The sequence below is a fragment of the Fulvimarina uroteuthidis genome (assembly GCF_034321785.1).
Classification (GTDB): domain Bacteria; phylum Pseudomonadota; class Alphaproteobacteria; order Rhizobiales; family Rhizobiaceae; genus Fulvimarina; species Fulvimarina uroteuthidis.
In genome coordinates, this window is the sequence record NZ_JAXLPB010000002.1 from 14,619 (window position 1) to 32,964 (window position 18,346).

An 18,346-nucleotide genomic window follows, 5' to 3' on the forward strand; every position below is an offset into this window, starting at 1 on the left:
GGGGCGGGCCCATGCACCTGATCGATACCCTTCTCAGGCCGCACTGCCCGGTTCTGGTGGGGGACCGGGTGCTCCTCAGGCTGCCGAAGCGGGAGGATTACGAGGCCTGGGCGCGCCTGCGTGGCGAGAGCGCGGCGTTCCTGAAGCCCTGGGAGCCGGAATGGAGCGCGGACGAGCTGTCGAAACACGCCTTCGTCTCCCGGTTGCGGCGCTACTACAGCGACGTCCACAGCAGGAGCGGATTTACCTTCTTTGTTTTCGATAGAATCGAATCGACCCTGATGGGTGGCTTGACCCTTGGACAAATTCGGCGTGGAGTCGCGCAGGTCGCCACGCTCGGCTACTGGATGGGAGAACGATTCGCCGGCCACGGGCTGATGCGCGAAGCGGTCGCAGAAGTGGTGCGCTTCGCCTTCTCGGTCGAGAACCTGCACCGGGTCGAAGCGGCCTGCCTGCCGACGAACCGGCGCTCGATCGCGCTTCTGGCTCGGTGCGGCTTCACGCACGAGGGACAGCTTCGGCAATATCTGAAGATCGCCGGCCACTGGGAAGACCACTGCCTTTATTCGCTGCTTGCCGAAGAATGGCCGCGATCGGGGACGATGGACGTTTCACGCGCGAGTTGGGAGTATTGAGTACGCCGTGTCGGTTTCACCAGACCCTTCCATGAGCGCCGGCCCGGGCCGTGCCCGATCCGTGCCGCACCCTCGGCATGCGTGCAGGCGTCTGCGTGCCGTCTTCGTGGCGCTGGTTGCCGTCCTGTCCGTCTTTCTCGCCCTGGCCTCGCCGGCGCGCGCGCTCGACGTCGTCGCCGTGTCGCCGAACGAGAGCGTCATCAATCTGAGACCGGCGATGGAAGTCTATCGCAACGCCGGACGCAGCTTTCAGGTCTCGGCGGTTCCCGGACCGGAAGGCATCGTGCGGCGCATCGAGATCGATGCCCTGACGCCGCAGGCGAACGGCGACTGGGCGGTGTTCGCGCTCACCAACGAGAGCAACGAGCAGATCGATCGGCTGATCGTCGCCCCGCATTTCAAGCTGGCCGGCTCGGGCATCCTGTCGCCGGATCTCGGCTCGCAGCGCATCGCCGCCATCACGCCGAGCCAGGGCTTTGCGCTGGAGCGGCAGGTGTCGAGCGAAGCGGACGAGTTCCTGGTGACGCTCGATCCCGGCGCGATCGTCACCTTCGTCGCCGAACTGACGGCCGAGCGCCTGCCCGACGTGCGGCTGTGGGAACCGGCGACGTACCGCGAAAACGTCAACGCCTTCACGCTCTATCGCGGCATCGTTCTCGGCATTGCCGGCCTTCTCGCCGTCTTCCTCACCATCCTCTTCGTGGTGAAGGGGTCGGCCATGTTCCCGGCCGCAGCCGCGCTCTCCTGGTCGGTGCTGGCCTATATCTGCATCGACTTCCAGTTCTGGGAAAAGCTCATCCCGTTCGCCCCCGGCCAGGAGCCGATCTGGCGCGCCGGCGTCGAGGTGGCGTTCCTGTTCACGCTTCTCCTTTTTCTTTTCGCCTATCTCAGCCTCAATCGCTGGCACGGATATCTTACCATCGCCTCCGGGCTGGTGCTGGCCGGCGTCGGCGCGCTCGGCGTCTACGCGCTGTTCGAGCCGGCCCTCGTCGCGGGGCTCACCCGCGTCAGCCTCGGCGCGACCGCCGTCCTCGGCCTCGGCGTCATTCTCACCTTGAGTTTCCAGCGCTTCGACCGGGCCGTGATGCTGCTGCCCACATGGCTCCTGCTGATCGTCTGGATCTGGGCGGCCTGGATGACCGTGACGGGCCGTCTTTCCAACGACATCGTCCAGCCGGCCCTCGGCGGCGGCCTCGTGCTGATCGTCCTCCTCATCGGCTTCACGGTGATGCAGCACGGCTTTGCCGGCGGCACGCTCGCCCAGGGGCTCGTGTCCGACATGGAACGGCGTTCGCTGGCGCTGTCGGGCTCGGGCGACGCGATCTTCGACTGGGACATCGCCCGCGACCGCATCTTCATCGATTCGGAAAGCGACATGCTCTCGGCCCTCCCCGTCGATACGATGAACGGGCCGGCGCGCAACTGGCTGCCGGTGCTTCACCCCGACGACCGCGACCGGTTCAAGCTGACGCTCGATACGATCATCGAGCATCGCCGGGGCCGCATGCACCAGGATTTCCGGGTCCGCGACGCGGACGGCCACTATCACTGGCTGGCGCTCAGGGCCCGCCCCATGCTCGGCACCGACGGCGAGGTGATGCGCTGCGTCGGAACCCTGAAGGACGTGACCTCGGCCAAGAAGGCCGAGAACCGCCTGCTGCAGGACGCGCTGATCGACCAGTTGACCGGCCTTCCCAATCGCGAGGTCTTCATGGACCGGCTCGGCGCGATCAACTGCCTGGCGGCCGATTGCGCCGACGTCTCGCCGACGGTGTTCGTCATCGACATCGACCGGTTCAGGCAGGTCAACGACGATTACGGGCTCGCGACGGGGGATACGATCATCCTCACCCTCGGGCGCCGACTGAAGCGCGTGATGCGCGCGCAGGACACGCTCGCGCGGCTGGGGGGCGACCAGTTCGGGGCGATCCTCGTCTCCGAGACCACCTCCGACGCGGTGGCGGATTTCGCCGAGCGGATGCGCGAGGCCATCCGCGCGCCGATCGGCTTTGCAGACCGGGAAATCGTCCTCACCGCTTCGATCGGCCTCACCGGGTGGTCGGCCGATCAATCGGCGCAGGAAGCCTTGATGGAGGCCGATCTCGCCATGCACCACGCCAAGCGCATGGGCGGCGACCGGATCGAGCCGTTCCGACCGGCCTACAAGGCGATCGGCTCGAGCCGGCTGGCGCTCGAGACCGATCTTCGCCGCGCGTTCGAACGCCACGAACTGGCGCTCGCCTTCCAGCCGATCGTCTCCCTGGAAGACGAGACGATCGCCGGCTTCGAGGCGCTTCTCAGATGGGATCATCCGCGCCGGGGCAAGATCTCGCCCGCCGAGTTCGTGCCGCTCGCCGAACGCTCCGGCCTCATCGTCCAGCTCGGCCAGTTCGCGCTCGAGGAAGCCGCCAAGCGCCTCAGCGACTGGCACCGTGCCACGGGAAACACCAAGCTCTTCATGTCCGTCAACGTGTCGAGCCGCCAGCTCATCACCCAGGATCTGCTCTCGGACGTGGATACGGTCCTCCAGCGCTACCGGCTGCCGCCCTCGTCCCTGAAGCTGGAATTGACCGAATCCCTCGTCATGGACAATCCGGAGCGGTCGGCGCAGCTTCTGAACCGCATCGTGGAGCGCGGGGTCGGCCTGTCGCTCGACGATTTCGGCACCGGCTATTCCTCGCTCGCCTATCTGATGCGGTTTCCCTTCGACACGCTGAAGATCGACCAGTCGTTCCTGAAGCACAATTCGCAGCCCCAGCGCCCGGTGATCCTGAAGAGCATCGTGACGATGGCCCACGATCTCGGCCTGAAGATCGTCGCCGAAGGCGTGGAGACGGAGGAGGACGTGATGACGCTGCGGCAGATGAAATGCGAATATGCCCAGAGCTTCCTTTACTCCAAGCCCCTCAATCACGAGGAGGCGCGTCGCGCACTGACCAGCAGGGAGACCTTGCTGAACAAGACCGCCTGATGCTCGAACCGCGCGGCGCCTGCGCCATGATCCGGGCGACCGGACGGATGGACCGCAGCAACGGCCCGGCCCGTGACCCAAGCTGCCGAACGCCGACGATCAGGCGTGGCCGGCCTCGGTGTTGAGGAAGGCCTGCTGGATGCCGAGAAGGCCGAGCGCCCGGTCGTACTTGTCGGTCAGTTCGTTGGAGAAGACGATCGACAGATCCGCCTTGCAGGTCAGCCAGCCGTTCTGGGCGATCTCCTCCTCCAGCTGGCCGGGTGCCCATCCCGAATAGCCGAGCGCCATGATCGCCGTCTTCGGGCCGATCCCCTGCGAGATGGCACGCAGGATATCCGTCGTCGGCGTCAGCGCGATCTCGTGATCGACCGCAACGGTGGATTCGGAATCGTAGTCGACCGAATGAAGGACGAAGCCACGGCTCTGCTCGACCGGCCCGCCGCGGCACACGGAGACTTCCGCACCGCCGGACGGCATGCGGATCTCGCCCTCGTGCTCGACGATGCCGAGCTGGGTCAGGAGTTGCGGGAAGCTCGTCGTCTGCGCCTTGTTGATGATGAAACCCATCGCGCCGTTGGCGGAATGGGCGCACAGATAGATCACCGTGCGCGCGAACACCTCGCCCTCGATGCCGGGCATGGCGATAAGAAAATGGCCTTCCAGCGATGTGGCCGCACTTCCGCCGATCTCGTCGAATTGCATGGATTGTCGCTCCCCGAACCCGCTACCGTGATCAAGGTGGCACCGAACGCGGACAAATTCCAGTTTCAATCGCGGCACCGTCTCGCCAGCGGTGTGGCGTACCTCTTTCGGCGGGCCGCAAGGTTGGCGGTCGATCGGGACGAAAGTCCCTATATCACGAGAAATCACCCGTTCCGGGCGATCGAAAGGCACCGATGATGACGACGTCCCACGCGACCATTCTTCGCAGAGCGATCACCGCCGGGCTCGGCACCCTCGCGGGGATCTGCGCCCTCGGTGCCACCGCGGCCAACGCCGCCGGGCAGACCTTCCAGAACGAATTTGCGACCTTGAGCCTTTCGGCGAGCGAACCCGGCAGCGACGGGTCGGTGCGGGGTGCGCTGACGATCGACCTCGAGCCCGGCTGGAAGACCTACTGGCTGGATCCCGGCCCGTCGGGCATACCGCCGCAGATCGATTTTTCCGCGACCTCCGGCGTCGCCGACACGAAGCTCTTCGCGCCGATGCCGGCGCGCTTCGGCGAGGAGCTCGCCCGCGCGAACGGCTACAAGCACGATCTGGCACTTCCCTTCACGATCGTGGCCAAGGACGGCGAGACGATCACCGGACCGATCGTCGCGAAGATCTTCCTCGGCGTGTGCGAGGAGATCTGCATTCCCGTCCAGACGACGCTGACCGCGACGCAGGAAAGCGACACGGGGCTCGTCGAGACCGCGTTCGCCACGTTGCCCGAGCCGATCGACGACAGCCGCGTGACGGCGCGGCTCGAGGACGGCGTTCTGGTGCTCGACGTGTCCGGGACGGGCAATGCGGGGGACAGGACCGCGCTGACCGACGCCTTCGTTCTCGGCCCGGCAGGCTGGTATTTCGGCGAGCCGAAGCCGCCGCGCTACGAGAACGGGATCACGACCTTCCGCGTCCCCGTCGACGAGCGGCCGAAGACCGGCGGGCTGCCGGCGCTCACGCTCCTGTTCGCCGATCACGAGAAGGGTCTCAGCGCGTCCGTCGAACCGCAACCCTGAGGGACGCGCGGAACGGCCGAGGCCGTTTCGAGCGACGGCCGGGCCTCAGCGCTTCTTCTTGAAGGGCGCCATGCCGTCATTGGCGAGCTGGTCCGCCCGCTCGTTGCCTTCGTGGCCCGCATGGCCTTTCACCCAGTGAAAGGTGACGTCGTGCCGGGCGCGTTCCTCGTCGAGGCGCTGCCACAGTTCGGCATTCTTCACGGGCTTCCGGTCGGCGGTCTTCCAGCCGTTCTTCTTCCAGCCATGGATCCACTTCATGATGCCGTCGCGCATATAGGCCGAATCGGAGTGGAGATCGACCGCGCACGGGCGCTGCAGCGCGGCCAGGGCCTCGATCGCGGCAAGCAGCTCCATCCGGTTGTTGGTGGTGTTCTGTTCACCGCCCTTCAACTCCTTCGAGTTCTCGCCGAACCGCATGAGGACGCCCCATCCGCCGGGGCCTGGATTGCCCGAGCACGCGCCGTCCGTATAGATCTCGACCCGTTTTGCCTCGCTCACGCTCGTCCTCCCGATGGGCTGTATCCATATTCGCCGGCACGCGTCACGCTGCGGTGGAAACGCAGCTTGCGAAGATATTCGCGCGGATCCTTCTTCATCACGAAACTGCCGTCCGGCACCGTGAGCCAGTCGTAGAGCCGGGTCAGGAGAAACCGCATCGCCGCCCCCCGGCACAGGATCGGCAACGCCTCGACTTCGGCCTCGGTCATCGGACGGACCGACTGGTAGCCGTTCAGCAGCGCCGCGCCCTTCGTCATGTTGAAGCTGCCATCCGCCTCGAAGCACCAGGCCGTCAGGGTGATCGCGATATCATAGGCAAGGAGATCGTTGCAGGCGAAGTAGAAGTCGATGATGCCGGACAGTTCGCCGTTGAGGAAGAACACGTTGTCGGTGAAGAGATCGGCATGGATCACCCCCGACGGCAGGCCCTGCGGCCAGCTGGCTTCGATTTCGCAGAGCTCCGCCTCGATCTCGGCCGAAAGCCCGGCTTCCACCTCGTCGACCCGGTCCGGGCAGGACCGGAACAGAGGCCGCCATGCCGTCATGGCGAGCCCATTGGCACGGTGCATGGAAAAGCCCCTGCCGATCTCGTGCAGGCGGGCCATGGCGGCACCGACCGCGCGGCAGTTGGCGGGCGAGGGACGCCGGGCCCCCATGCCTTCGAGAAAGGTGAAGATCGCTCCGGGGCGCCCCGCAAGCTCGCCCAGCGCCTCGCCGTCGCGGCGCTGCACGGGCAGCGGGCACGACAGCCCGTGCTCCGCCAGATATTGCATCAGCCCGAGGAAGAAGGGCAGATCGTTCCGGTCGACGCGCTTTTCATAAAGGGTGAGAATGAAGGTGTCGGCGCTCGTGCGCAGCAGGAAGTTCGAATTTTCGACCCCTTCCGCAATGCCCTTGTAGCTGAGCACCTGGCCGAGATCGTACCCGCTCAGAAATTCGACGAGTTCGGCTTCGCCGACATCCGTATAGACGGCCATGATCGCGTGTCCTTCAGGCGGCGCCGTTGACGAACGCCATGTCCGCCGGTGTCAGCGGCACGTCGCGGATCGCCCGCATGACCGGGAACAGCTCGTTCTCTTCCGCCGTCTGCACGATCTCGAGCGATACCTCGTAATCCGCCCGCGCCCGCGCGATGATCCCGTCGACCAGGATGTCGGGTGCGGACGCGCCCGCCGACAGGGCGATGGTGGCGCCGTCCGTCACGGTTTCCCAGGGAATATCGTGCTCGCTCTCGACGAGGATTGCGTCCTTCGCGCCGAAGCGCTTGGCGACTTCGACGAGGCGTCTGGAATTGGAGGAATTGGGCGCGCCGACGACGATGAAGAGATCGGTCTTCTCGGATGCCGCCTTCACCGCATCCTGCCGGTTCGTGGTCGCGTAGCAGATCGATTCGGACGCCGGCGCATGGAGCTCGGGGAACTTGCGCGCCAGCGCCGTCACCACGCCCGCGGTATCGTCGACCGAAAGCGTCGTCTGGGTGATGAAGCCTAGAGCCGACGGATCGGCGGGTTCGAACGCGGCCACGTCCTCCTCGGTCTCGATCAGTGTCACGGTGCCGGGGGGCAGCTGGCCGAGCGTGCCGACGACCTCCGGATGCCCGGCATGGCCGATCAGCAGCACGTGGCGGCCGAGCTTGACGTGGCGAAGCCCCTGCTTGTGGACCTTGGAGACCAGCGGGCAGGTCGCATCGAGGTAGAACATGTCCCGGGCCTCGGCCCGCGCGGGCACGGATTTGGGCACTCCGTGGGCCGAGAAGACGACCGGCTGCCCGTCGTCGGGCACCTCGTCGAGATCCTTTACGAACACCGCGCCCATGTCGCGAAGACCGTCCACCACATAGCGGTTGTGAACGATCTCGTGTCGCACATAGACCGGCGCGCCGTACTTCTTCAGCGCGAGGACGACGATCTGGATCGCGCGATCGACGCCGGCGCAGAACCCGCGCGGCTCGCAGAGTTTCAGCGTCAGCCGGGGCCGCGTGGCGGCGGTCGGGGGCGAAAGGGTCTCGGTATCGGTCATGGTGCGAATGAAGGCATGCGGCCCCGTCCTGTCAAGACGGTCGCGACGTTTCGCGTTTCGCGCGGAGCTGCCGCGCGACCAGCATCACGGTCATGACGAGGAGGACCGCGCCGATGCCGAACCAGGTGAAGGCGTATTGGAGATGGTTGTTCGTGATCGACACGATCGTCTGGCCGCCCACGGGAAGCGTGCGGGAAGCCGGATCGAGCTTGGCATCGACGAAGAACGGCACAAGATCGACGCCGGGATCGACGGTGAGGCCCGAGGTCATGGCGTTGAGGTCGCGCCAGAAGAAGGTGTCGTTGCCCGGCTCGTTCTCGGGCACGAAGTAGCCCGGCTTTTCCGCCGGCGCATTGCGGGCGACGCCCTCGATGGTCACGGTCTCGTCCGGCTGGCTTCCCGGGCGCGCGGACGGATCGCGCGCCTCGTAGGGGACGAAGCCGCGATTGACGATCACGAGCTTGTCGTCCGGCGTCAGAAGCGGCGTGTAGACGTTCCAGCCCGTCTGGCCGTCCGCCGTGGTGAAGAAGAAGCGCTCGCCGCCATGCAGGAACCGGCCCTCGACCGTCACCGGCTGATAGTCGACGTCGCCGGTCTCCTCGTACGCGTCGATCGCGGCCTCGAGCGGGATCGGGTCGGCGCCGATCCGAGCGTCGATCCGTTCGACGAGGGCGTTCTTCCAGGTGAGCCGCTCGACCTGCCAGGAACCGAGCGCGAAGAGAATCGCCATGCCGACGACGCAAAAGCCGAGGGCAAGAGCGAATTTCGTCCGGCCCATCGGTTCGAGTCGCTGTGCGGGGGATGCGGTTTCGCCGCTGGCGTCGCTCATGATCGCTCGTCTCCGTCGATTGCGGGACGTGCCGGCGGCACGTCCTCGTCCGGTCGATCGATACGGCCCTCCCGAGCCTTGTTGGCATATTGCAGCGCGATCATCAGGCCCTTCAACATGCGCAGCATGGGCAAAGCGAGGAGGAAGATCAGCGGGATCCACAAGAGCAGATGAACGTAGAAGGGCGGCGCCTGGGACACTTCCATCCAGAGCGCCAGGCCGCACACCACGAAGCCGATGATCAGGATGACGAAGACCGCCGGACCGTCACCGGAATCGGCGAACCCGTAATCGAGGTCGCATTCCTCGCAGCGCCGCGCAGGCGTCAGAAAACCGGCGAACAGCCGCCCCTCGCCGCAGCGCGGGCATCGCCCGGACAGGCCCGCCTTCACGGGATCGGTCTTCGTTTCGGCTGGATGGTTCACGGCGGTTCATCCTCAGATTGCGACGGGACGCCGAGGCGCCGCGACCAAATTGTGAACCTGCGGGTCGGATGACCGGCGGTTCCGCGAAAGAACCCTCGAGTCCGGGCGGCCCCCTGGAGCGCTCGGCGGTCCGGCCCTCGAAATGAAAAGGGGCGGGCCTTCCGGCACCGCCCCCGATGTCCTGTCCTGTTTCGCGCGGCCCCGTCCCGATCAGTGGAACTCGGCACCCCAGCTTCCCCACACATAGATGGCGAAGAACAGGAAGAGCCAGACCACGTCGACGAAGTGCCAGTACCAGGCGGCGGCCTCGAAGCCGAAATGCTTTTGCGGCGTGAACTGTCCGATCGACGCCCGGATCAGGCAGACGATCAGGAAGATCGTGCCGATGAGCACGTGGAAGCCGTGGAAACCGGTCGCCATGTAGAAGGTCGAGCCGTAGATCGAGCCCGCGAAGTCGAAGGATGCGTGGGCATATTCGTAGTACTGCACATAGGAGAACAGCACGCCGAGCGCGATGGTCAGCGCCAGGCCGGCGATGAGGCCCTTGCGGTCGTTGTGCAAAAGGGCGTGATGGGCCCAGGTGACGGTCGTGCCCGAAAGGAGCAGGATGATCGTGTTGAACAGCGGCAGGTGCAAGGGATCGAGAACCTCGATGCCGACCGGGGGCCACTGACCGCCGAGCACCTCGGTCCGCGCCGTCTGGATCGCCTCGTTCGGATAGAAGCTGGCGTCGAAGAACGCCCAGAACCAGGCCACGAAGAACATGACTTCCGACGCGATGAACATGATGATGCCATAGCGAAGATGCAGCGACACCACGCGCGTGTGCTTGCCCTCGAGGCTTTCCTTCACCGTGTCGGACCACCATGCGTACATGGTGTAGAGGACGATCGCGAGACCGAGGACGAAGATCCACGGCGTCGCCAGATTCAGGCCGAAGAGGAAGATGAAATCGGTACCGGCCGTCCACCGGAACAGCCCGACGGCGCCGAACAGCATGATGAACGCACCGACCGATCCGATGAACGGCCAGGGGCTCGGGTCCACCATATGGTAATCATGTTTGGCCTGTACGTTAGCCATGCCGCGTCTCCCAACTCATCTCGCCCGCCCCGGCCGGAACCGGCTGGACGTCGTCAGCTTCAATCGTCTCGGCCGCGACGTGATCCGCGTCGCCGCACCGGTTTGTCACGTTCATAGAGCGCCTTGCGCCTGATCGGAAGTGCCCGATGGGGCAGCTTTCGCGATTTCGCCCGAATTTTCGAGCGGAAAGAAAGTGTAGGACAAGGTGATCGCGTAGCCGTTCTGCAGCTCTTCGGCCTTCGTGATGTCCGGATCGATGAAGAAGGTGATCGGCATGTCCACGCTTTCGCCCGGCTGCAGCGTCTGCTCGTCGAAGCAGAAGCAGGCGATCTTGTTGAAATAGATCCCCGCCGCGTCGGGCGTGACGTTGAACAGCGCCTGCCCCTTGACCGGGCGGTCCGAATTGTTGACCGCGCGATAAGAGGTCTCGCTGGTCGCACCCAGCTGAACCGTCATCGACCGGTCGTTGGGGCGGAACGTCCAGGGAAGGCCGTTGGCGGTGTTGCCGTCGAACCGGACGACGATGGTTTCGTCGGACGTCTCGAGCTGGTTGGCGTCCGCCCGCTGGGTCGTTCCGCCATAGCCGGTCACCTGGCAGAAGAGCTCGTAGAGCGGCACCGAGGCGTAGGCCGCCCCGACCATGCCGAAGATGAACGCGGTGCAGGATGCGGCGATCACCATGCCGCGCCGGCGGGTCTTCTCGTCCTGTTTCAGCTTGCGGTCTTCATCGATCATCATGCACCCATTTTCGCGATGGTCACGACATAGAACAGCGCGACGAGCCCGATCAGCGTCAGGGCGACGGCGATCGAGCGCTTGCGCCGTGCCTTTTCCTCGGCGGGCGTCAGCTTGACGGTGTCCTTCAGCGGATCGTTCTCGCTCACGCCAGCACTCCGATCACGCCCATGACGGCTGTTTCGACCAGCAGCGTGACGAACAGGCCGAACAGATAGAGGATCGAGAAGCCGAACAGCTTCTTGGCCGGGATCATCGTCTCGTCCCCGTCCTGCATCTTCAGGACGGCATAGGCCTGCTTCAGGAAGATCGCCCCGAGAACGACCGAGACGACACCGTAGACCGGACCGGCGAACCCCATGACGGCCGGCAGGATCGCGACGGAGACGAGTGCCAGGGAATAGGCGAAGATCTGGCGGCGGGTGGTCTTCTCGCCGGAGACGTTCGGCAGCATCGGCACGCCGACATTGCCGTATTCCTTCATCTTGAAGAGGGCGAGCGCCCAGAAGTGCGGCGGCGTCCACAGGAAGATGATCGCGAACAGGATGAAACCTTCGATCGAGACGTCGCCGGTGACGGCGGCCCAGCCGATCATCGGGGGAAATGCGCCGGCCGCGCCGCCGATGACGATGTTCTGCGGCGTCGTTCGCTTCAGGCCCATGGAATAGACGACGACGTAGAAGAAGATGGTGAAGGCGAGGAATGCGGCCGCGAACCAGTTGGACGCAAGGCCGAGCACCATGACCGACAGGATCGACAGAATGATTCCGAAGCTGAAGGCGGCATCGGGCTTGATCCGGCCGGACGGAATCGGCCGCGTGCGGGTGCGGGCCATGTTCTGGTCGATGTCGGCATCGTACCACATGTTGAGAGCGCCCGAGGCGCCCGCGCCGACCGCGATGGCGAGGATCGAGATCACCGCCAGGAACGGATTGATCGCGCCCGGGGCGATCGCCATGCCGCAGATCGCCGTCAGAACGACGAGCTGCATGACCCGCGGTTTGAGGAGCGCGAAATAGTCCCGCGGCTCGGCCATGGAGATCTGCGGGGGCGCCGGAAGCGCGGTGGTTTCGAACATCGACAAAGGCACGTTCCCATTCGACTTCTGGATCGGCGGCGGACGGGCGGATGCGCCGTCTCCGGCGCCCCGTCACGGGCCGGGATCGAAGTGCGGGATCTTCGCGCGATGCACCTTCCGTGCCGCCCGACCGCCCATGCCTTCGATCCGTGAAAGCCCGGCCGCTTCCGGCCGGGCTTTTATGGCTTGACGTTTGCGACGCGTCCGATCCGCTCAGCTGACCTTCGGCAGCTCTTCCCACTGATGGTAGGGCGGCGGCGAGGAGAGCTTCCATTCCAACGTCGTCGCACCCTCGCCCCACGGGCTCGCACCGGCGACGCGCTTGGCGTAGAAGGCCTCCCAGACGCCGTAGAGGAAGATCAGGACGGCGAAGCCGGACAGGTACGACCCCATCGAGGAAACGTAGTTCCAGCCCGCGAACGCATCCGGATAGTCGGCATAGCGGCGCGGCATGCCGGCGGCCCCGAGGAAATGCTGCGGGAAGAACAGGATGTTCACGCCGATGAACGTCGTCCAGAAGTGAATTTTGCCGACCGTCTCGTTGTAGGTGTAGCCGGTCATCTTCGGGAACCAGTAGTACCAGCCGCCGAAGATGGCGAAGACAGCGCCCAGCGACAGGACGTAGTGGAAGTGCGCGACGACGTAGTAGGTGTCGTGGAGGACGCGGTCGAGACCGGCGTTCGCGAGCTTGACGCCCGTCACGCCGCCGAGCGTGAACAGGAAGATGAAGCCCATCGCCCACAGCATCGGCGTCTTGAAGGTGATCGAACCGTGCCACATGGTGGCGATCCAGGAGAAGATCTTGATGCCGGTCGGCACCGCGATGACCATGGTGGCGAACACGAAGTAGCGCTGCGTGTTGAGCGAGATGCCGCTCGTATACATGTGGTGGGCCCACACGACGAAGCCGACGACACCGATCGCGACCATGGCATAGGCCATGCCGAGATAGCCGAAGACCGGCTTCCTGGAGAAGGTCGAGACGATGTGGCTGACGATGCCGAAGGCCGGCAGGATCAGGATGTAGACTTCCGGATGACCGAAGAACCAGAACAGGTGCTGGTAGAGGATCGGGTCACCGCCGCCCTCGGGCGCGAAGAAGGTCGTGCCGAAGTTGCGGTCCGTCAGGAGCATGGTGATCGCGCCGGCGAGTACCGGAAGCGACAGGAGAAGAAGGAACGCCGTCACGAGCTGCGACCAGACGAAGAGCGGCATCTTGTGCAGCGTCATGCCGGGCGCGCGCATGTTGAGAATGGTGGTGATCAGGTTGATCGCGCCGAGCAGCGACGAGACGCCGGCAAGGTGCAGCGCGAAGATCGCCAGATCCACCGCAGGTCCCGGATGGCCGGACGTCGAAAGCGGCGGATACATGGTCCAGCCGGTACCGGCACCGTTCGAGCCCGGCGCGCCTTCGACGAAGAGCGAGGCGATGAGCAGCAGGAACGAGGGCGGCAGGAGCCAGAACGCGATATTGTTGACGCGCGGGAACGCCGTATCGGGCGCCCCGATCATGATCGGCACGAAATAGTTGCCGAAACCGCCGATCAAAGCGGGCATGACCACGAAAAAGATCATGATCAGGCCGTGGCCCGTCGTGAACACGTTGAAGATCTGCGGATCGGAGAAGATCTGGAGACCCGGCTCCTGCAATTCGGCGCGAATGCCGATCGACAGGGCGCCGCCGACGACGCCGGCGATGATCGCGAAGATCAGATAGAGGACGCCGATGTCCTTGTTGTTGGTCGAATAGACCCAACGAACCCACTTCGATGAAGGAGTGTGGTCGTCATGGTCGTGAGTGGCTCCGTATGCCATCTTTGTAAGGTCTCCTTAACCAGACGAATTCGTTAGTTCGCCGCGACGGCGCGGCCGTTCTGGGCAGCTTCGATCGACGCGTTCAGCTGTTCGTTCGCGCCCGCGACGTCTTCCTGGGCCGCCAGGTACCAGGCATCGTACTGCTCCTGGGACACGGCGCGCACGGCGATCGGCATGTTCCAGTGGGCCGAGCCGCAGAGCTCGGAACACTGGCCGTAGAAGATACCCTCGCGCGATGCCGAGAACCAGTACTCGTTGATACGGCCGGGAACCGCGTCGACCTTCACGCCGAGCGAGGGAACGGCGAAGGCGTGGATGACGTCGGCGGAGGTCGAGATCAGCCGCACGACCGTGTTGACCGGCACGACGACCTCGTTGTCGACGGCGAGGAGACGCGGATAGATCTCGATGTCGCCCTTGATATCGGCGATGTCTTCCTCGGCGACGGGATAGGATTCGAACGAGACGGGCTCTGCGACGGTGCCGTCGTCGCCCGGCGCGACTTCCGTCGGCTGGTACTCATAACCCCAGTACCACTGGTAGCCGGTCGCCTTGACGGTCAGTTCCGGCTCGCTCGGCGGATTGTACTGGGCGGTGAGGAGCTGGAAGGACGGGATCGCGAGCATCAGAAGGATGACGACCGGCGCAAGCGTCCAGATCACCTCGATGGTGGTGTTGTGCGCGGTGCGCGAGGCCACCGGGTTCTTCGACGCGCGATACCGCCAGACGCACCACGCCAGAAGACCCGCGACGAACGCGGTGATCGGCACGACGAACAAGAGCGAGTAATCGTTGAACCAGTGAATCTGCTCTTCGATCGGCGAGAACGCCTCCTGAAGACCCATCTGCCAAGGCCACGGCTTGCCGATGACGAGTTCGCCAGCGTCCTGCGCGAGGTCCTGCGCAAGCGCGGCACCCGTTCCGGCGAGCCATAGTCCGGCCGTCAAACTCCAAGCTTTCAACGCTTTTCCTCCTTGGCCGGCCCTTGCGGCCGGTCCGTCCTGCAAACCGAAAGCCAGGATGATGGTGGGCCCTTGCGAGACGACGATCGTTCGTCCGCCCCGTTCGGCTGCATGATCCGGCCAAAAGAATTCTTGCGCTTCAACCACGAAAACGCACCGCTCGCAACACCCGAAGCGCCGGTTTCCGTGCGACATAGCCTCCCGGATCCACGGTGGTTCGCGAAGGCTCCACCGGTTCGCTTAGCCGGCGAACGGCCGAGGGCGGAAGCGTCGCCCCCGTCGAGTCGAACGACAGGCGCTTTCGAAAGGACCGGGCTCTTCCGCGTAAGGCCGCGTGCGCGCGAGGAGACGAGAGGGGCAAGAAGGATACGAGGCCTGTCGCCTTCGAGCCGCCATGAGCGCGCGCAGGGCGCGGCGATGCTTCAGGCGCAGATGCTTCAAATTGTCGGCATGTCAGGATGGGGCCATGTTCGCCATGCAGGATCAGGATCGATTCTTCATTGATTCTTCGCCCCGCGGACCCGCGCCGCCGTGCCACGCCATATCGAGGACCCGATGCTCCGTTCGTTCAATGCTCCAGGCCGTGCCGTCAGCCGGTTCAGCTTCGCGATTCTGCCGCTCGTCGCGACAGTTTTCCTGTTCGGCGCGGCCGCCGGCGCGAACGCCCAGTTCGCCTCCGAGCCGATCGGCCGCCTGAAATCGCAGCATGGTGCCTGGGGCATCGTCTGTTCGACGCCGGCCGGGGCTCCGGGCGAGCAGTGCATGATGCGCCAGATCGTGCTGCCGCCCGACCGGCGCGAGATCGGTTTCGCCGTCAGCATCCTGAAGCTTGCGGACGGCACCGGGACGATCCTCAGGGCCCGCGCGCCGCTCGGCATCATCCTGCCGAACGGCCTGCGGCTGCACCTCGACGGCGAGTTCGTCGGAATCACCCCGTTCCTCCGGTGCTTCGAGACCGGATGCGTCGCCGACGTCGCGATGGACGAGGATCTGATCTCGAAGCTCTCGAAGGGCCGCGAGGCGACGTTCTCCTTCTTCCAGACGCCCGAACAGGGCATCGGCATTCCGGTTTCGCTCGAAGGCTTCACCGAGGCGTTCAAGAACCTGCCGCAGCCCGAAGCGCCTCCCGCCGCGACGGGGCAGACGGACGACGAGACGGGGACGGACACGAATGCGCAGTCCGGCGCCGGGACCGCGAACTGAATGCGCCCCTTCGCCCCCTTGGCGAAACGCGGGGACCGGGGTCGGTTTAAAGCGCGGGGCATCGGTCCTATCTTGCGGCAAGCCCCGCCTCACCCGTCCTATCCCGGAGTTCCCGAATGTCCATTTCCCTCATCGATCGCTTCGATGTCTCGCAGGCCGAACTCCAGGGCGTTCTCGACGACACGCTGCGCGGCGCGGATGACGGGGAACTCTATCTCGAATATCGCGAGGGCGAATCGCTCTCCTTCGACAATGGCCGCCTCAAGGGCGGAAATTTCGGAATCGATCAGGGCTTCGGCCTGCGCGCGGTGGCCGGGGAAGCCGTAGGCTTTGCCCATGCGGACGATTTCTCCATCGCCGCGCTGAGGCGCGCGTCCGACGCGGTCTCGACGGTGAAGTCCGGCTACAGCGGCACGCAGGCCCCGCCGCCCAAGGGCACCAACGAAAGGCTCTACGGCGAGGAGAACCCGATCGGCTCTCCGAGCTTCGAGGAGAAGGTGAAGCTTCTCCAGGCCGTCGACGCCTATCTGCGCGACCAGGGCGAGGACGTGCGCCAGGTCTCCGCGACGGTCGGCGCACAATATCAGGTGGTCGAGATCCTAAGGGCCGACGGGCGCCTCGTGCGCGACGTCCGCCCCCTCGTGCGCTTCAACGTGTCGGTCGTCTGCGGCGAGGGTGACAGGCAGGAATCGGGCTCGTTCGGCGCGGGCGGCCGGACCGGCTTCGGGGACTTCATGATCGAGGATACCTGGAAGGGCATCGCCGACAAGGCGATCGCCCAGGCCCGCGTCAATCTCAGGGCCGTGCCGGCACCGGCGGGCGCCTTCGACATCGTGCTCGGCTCCGGCTGGCCCGGCGTCATGCTGCACGAAGCGGTGGGCCACGGCCTCGAGGGCGACTTCAACCGCAAGAAGACCTCCGCCTTTTCCGGTCTGATGGGCACCCAGGTGGCGGCGCGCGGCGTCACCGTCGTCGACGACGGCACCTTGTCGCAGCGCCGCGGATCGCTGACCATCGACGACGAGGGCACGCCCACCAACCGCACCGTCCTGATCGAGGACGGCACGCTCGTCGGCTACATGCAGGATCGGCAGAACGCCCGGCTGATGGGCGTCGAGGCGACCGGCAACGGCCGCCGCCAGTCCTACGCCTACGCGCCGATGCCGCGCATGACCAACACGATGATGCTCGGCGGCGACCATACGCCGGACGAAATCCTCGCCAGCGTCAAGGACGGCATCTATGCCGTTTCCTTCGGCGGCGGGCAGGTGGACATCACCTCCGGGAAATTCGTCTTCGGCTGCACGGAGGCCTACCGAATCCGGAACGGCAAGGTGGAAGAGCCGCTGAAGGGCGCGATGCTCATCGGCAACGGGCCGGATGCCATGCACCGGGTCTCGATGGTGGGCAACGACGTCGCCCTCGACACCGGCATCGGCATGTGCGGCAAGAACGGCCAGGGCGTGCCGGTCGGCGTCGGCCAGCCCCATCTGCGCATGGACCGGATCACCGTCGGCGGCACCGAGGCCTGAGCCGGCGGCGGGACGCCTTCCATTCCGGTGGGCGGCACTCGCATCGCGGCGCTCGCCATCAGAGGCAGGCGGGCTAGGGCCGCGGCACCCTGCCCGAGGGATTGCCGGGCAGGCGCGACCGGCACGTCTCCACGTGATCGGCGACGATCGCACGGAGAAGCCGGCGCCCGACATCGACCAGATCGAAGCTTCCCTCCGTCCGCAGCCAGTTGGTGATCAGGCCTCCCACGCAGCAGAAATAGGCGGTCGCGAGCGCCTGCGGGTCGCGGTTGCCCGCCATAGGCCCCTCGCGTGACAGAGGCCCCTCGCGTGACAGAGCGTGCGCGAAGATCCGCTCGATCTCGAGCCGCATCGCGTCGTCGGCACAGTCGCGCCGGTGCAGCGCCGGCTGCATTTCGCCGACATATTCGCATCGGAAGTTGAGGATCGTCAGGACGCGCTGGGCCCGCATGTCAGACTTCAGGAATTCGAGCGCCTCGATCGTCTTGTCGTAGAGCTCGCCGATCGATGGCGGATGGTCGCGGTCGGATTTCTTGAAGAACTCTTCCTGCGGCAGGCGCGCCCGGTCCTGCATGGCGCGAAACACCGCGAGCTTGTTCTCGAAATGCCAGTAGATCGCCCCGCGCGTCAGACCCGAATGGGAGGCGATCTGGGAGAGCGTGGTGCCGGCCACGCCCTTTTCGAAGAACATCGCCTCCGCCGCGTCGAGGATGTTCTCACGCGTTTGTGCAGCCTCGTCCTTGGTGCGACGCATCGAATCCTCATTGCTCACCGACATTCGTGGCTGTATGTATCTTGCATTGCAACATAAGTATGGCGCAAGCCGCCGCGAAGAAA

General features: G+C 65.3%; 18 protein-coding genes. 5 read left to right on the forward strand and 13 right to left on the reverse strand.

Features of this window, described 5'->3' with window-relative positions; translation table 11 throughout:
* Window positions 1–11 precede the first annotated feature (11 nt).
* Entirely contained in the window at window positions 12–635 is a 624-nt protein-coding gene (locus U0C82_RS05065) for a GNAT family N-acetyltransferase (protein ID WP_322185999.1), read from the forward strand.
* Window positions 636–666: 31 nt separating this feature from the next.
* Window positions 667–3,606, forward strand: a complete 2,940-nt coding sequence (locus U0C82_RS05070; RefSeq protein WP_322186000.1) for a putative bifunctional diguanylate cyclase/phosphodiesterase — start codon at window positions 667–669, stop codon at window positions 3,604–3,606.
* 99 nt (window positions 3,607–3,705) lie between these two features.
* Here the strand turns inward: U0C82_RS05070 and U0C82_RS05075 are convergent, their stop codons facing one another.
* Window positions 3,706–4,308, reverse strand: a complete 603-nt coding sequence (locus tag U0C82_RS05075) for a YqgE/AlgH family protein (protein WP_322186001.1) — start codon at window positions 4,306–4,308, stop codon at window positions 3,706–3,708.
* 197 nt (window positions 4,309–4,505) lie between these two features.
* Between U0C82_RS05075 and U0C82_RS05080 the strand changes: the two genes are divergently transcribed.
* Window positions 4,506–5,330 (forward strand): protein-disulfide reductase DsbD domain-containing protein, encoded by an 825-nt coding sequence (locus U0C82_RS05080; RefSeq protein WP_322186002.1) that lies wholly within the window; start codon window positions 4,506–4,508, stop codon window positions 5,328–5,330.
* A gap of 45 nt (window positions 5,331–5,375) precedes the next feature.
* On the opposite strand, the gene rnhA is transcribed toward U0C82_RS05080, so the two are convergent.
* The 11 genes from rnhA to coxB all read right to left on the reverse strand — a co-directional run bounded on the left by rnhA (window position 5,376) and on the right by coxB (window position 14,774).
* A complete protein-coding gene (gene rnhA, locus U0C82_RS05085) occupies window positions 5,376–5,828 on the reverse strand; it encodes a ribonuclease HI (protein ID WP_322186003.1) in 453 nt (150 codons plus the stop codon).
* Complete coding sequence (locus tag U0C82_RS05090) at window positions 5,825–6,805, reverse strand: homoserine kinase (RefSeq protein ID WP_322186004.1); 981 nt, start codon at window positions 6,803–6,805, stop codon at window positions 5,825–5,827. The genes rnhA and U0C82_RS05090 overlap by 4 nt, the downstream gene beginning before the upstream one ends.
* A 13-nt stretch (window positions 6,806–6,818) precedes the next feature.
* Window positions 6,819–7,847 (reverse strand): 4-hydroxy-3-methylbut-2-enyl diphosphate reductase, encoded by a 1,029-nt coding sequence (gene ispH / locus U0C82_RS05095; RefSeq protein ID WP_322186005.1) that lies wholly within the window; start codon window positions 7,845–7,847, stop codon window positions 6,819–6,821.
* A gap of 31 nt (window positions 7,848–7,878) precedes the next feature.
* A complete protein-coding gene (locus tag U0C82_RS05100; RefSeq protein ID WP_322186006.1) occupies window positions 7,879–8,676 on the reverse strand; it encodes an SURF1 family protein in 798 nt (265 codons plus the stop codon).
* Window positions 8,673–9,101 carry a DUF983 domain-containing protein gene (locus U0C82_RS05105; RefSeq protein ID WP_322186007.1) on the reverse strand — a complete coding sequence of 143 codons (429 nt, stop codon included), beginning with the start codon at window positions 9,099–9,101 and terminating at the stop codon, window positions 8,673–8,675. The genes U0C82_RS05100 and U0C82_RS05105 overlap by 4 nt, the downstream gene beginning before the upstream one ends.
* Window positions 9,102–9,311: 210 nt before the next feature.
* Complete coding sequence (locus U0C82_RS05110; RefSeq protein ID WP_322186008.1) at window positions 9,312–10,184, reverse strand: cytochrome c oxidase subunit 3; 873 nt, start codon at window positions 10,182–10,184, stop codon at window positions 9,312–9,314.
* A 111-nt stretch (window positions 10,185–10,295) separates the two neighbouring features.
* Window positions 10,296–10,922, reverse strand: coding sequence for a cytochrome c oxidase assembly protein (locus U0C82_RS05115; protein WP_322186009.1), 627 nt, complete (start codon window positions 10,920–10,922; stop codon window positions 10,296–10,298).
* Complete coding sequence (locus tag U0C82_RS05120; RefSeq protein ID WP_322186010.1) at window positions 10,919–11,068, reverse strand: protoheme IX farnesyltransferase; 150 nt, start codon at window positions 11,066–11,068, stop codon at window positions 10,919–10,921. Before U0C82_RS05120 ends, U0C82_RS05115 begins: the two co-directional genes overlap by 4 nt.
* Complete coding sequence (locus U0C82_RS05125; RefSeq protein WP_322186011.1) at window positions 11,065–11,997, reverse strand: heme o synthase; 933 nt, start codon at window positions 11,995–11,997, stop codon at window positions 11,065–11,067. The genes U0C82_RS05120 and U0C82_RS05125 overlap by 4 nt, the downstream gene beginning before the upstream one ends.
* Window positions 11,998–12,210: 213 nt before the next feature.
* Window positions 12,211–13,812, reverse strand: a complete 1,602-nt coding sequence (ctaD, locus tag U0C82_RS05130; RefSeq protein WP_322186012.1) for a cytochrome c oxidase subunit I — start codon at window positions 13,810–13,812, stop codon at window positions 12,211–12,213.
* A gap of 32 nt (window positions 13,813–13,844) precedes the next feature.
* A complete protein-coding gene (gene coxB, locus U0C82_RS05135; protein WP_416186624.1) occupies window positions 13,845–14,774 on the reverse strand; it encodes a cytochrome c oxidase subunit II in 930 nt (309 codons plus the stop codon).
* A 531-nt stretch (window positions 14,775–15,305) separates the two neighbouring features.
* On the opposite strand from coxB, the gene U0C82_RS05140 reads away from it, so the two are divergent.
* The gene (locus U0C82_RS05140; RefSeq protein WP_322186013.1) at window positions 15,306–15,977 is read left to right on the forward strand and encodes an invasion associated locus B family protein; all 672 of its coding nucleotides are present in this window, start codon (window positions 15,306–15,308) and stop codon (window positions 15,975–15,977) included.
* Window positions 15,978–16,093: 116 nt separating this feature from the next.
* A complete protein-coding gene (tldD, locus tag U0C82_RS05145; RefSeq protein WP_322186014.1) occupies window positions 16,094–17,509 on the forward strand; it encodes a metalloprotease TldD in 1,416 nt (471 codons plus the stop codon).
* A 73-nt stretch (window positions 17,510–17,582) separates the two neighbouring features.
* Here the strand turns inward: tldD and U0C82_RS05150 are convergent, their stop codons facing one another.
* Window positions 17,583–18,263, reverse strand: coding sequence for a TetR family transcriptional regulator (locus U0C82_RS05150; RefSeq protein WP_322186015.1), 681 nt, complete (start codon window positions 18,261–18,263; stop codon window positions 17,583–17,585).
* Window positions 18,264–18,346 lie beyond the last annotated feature (83 nt).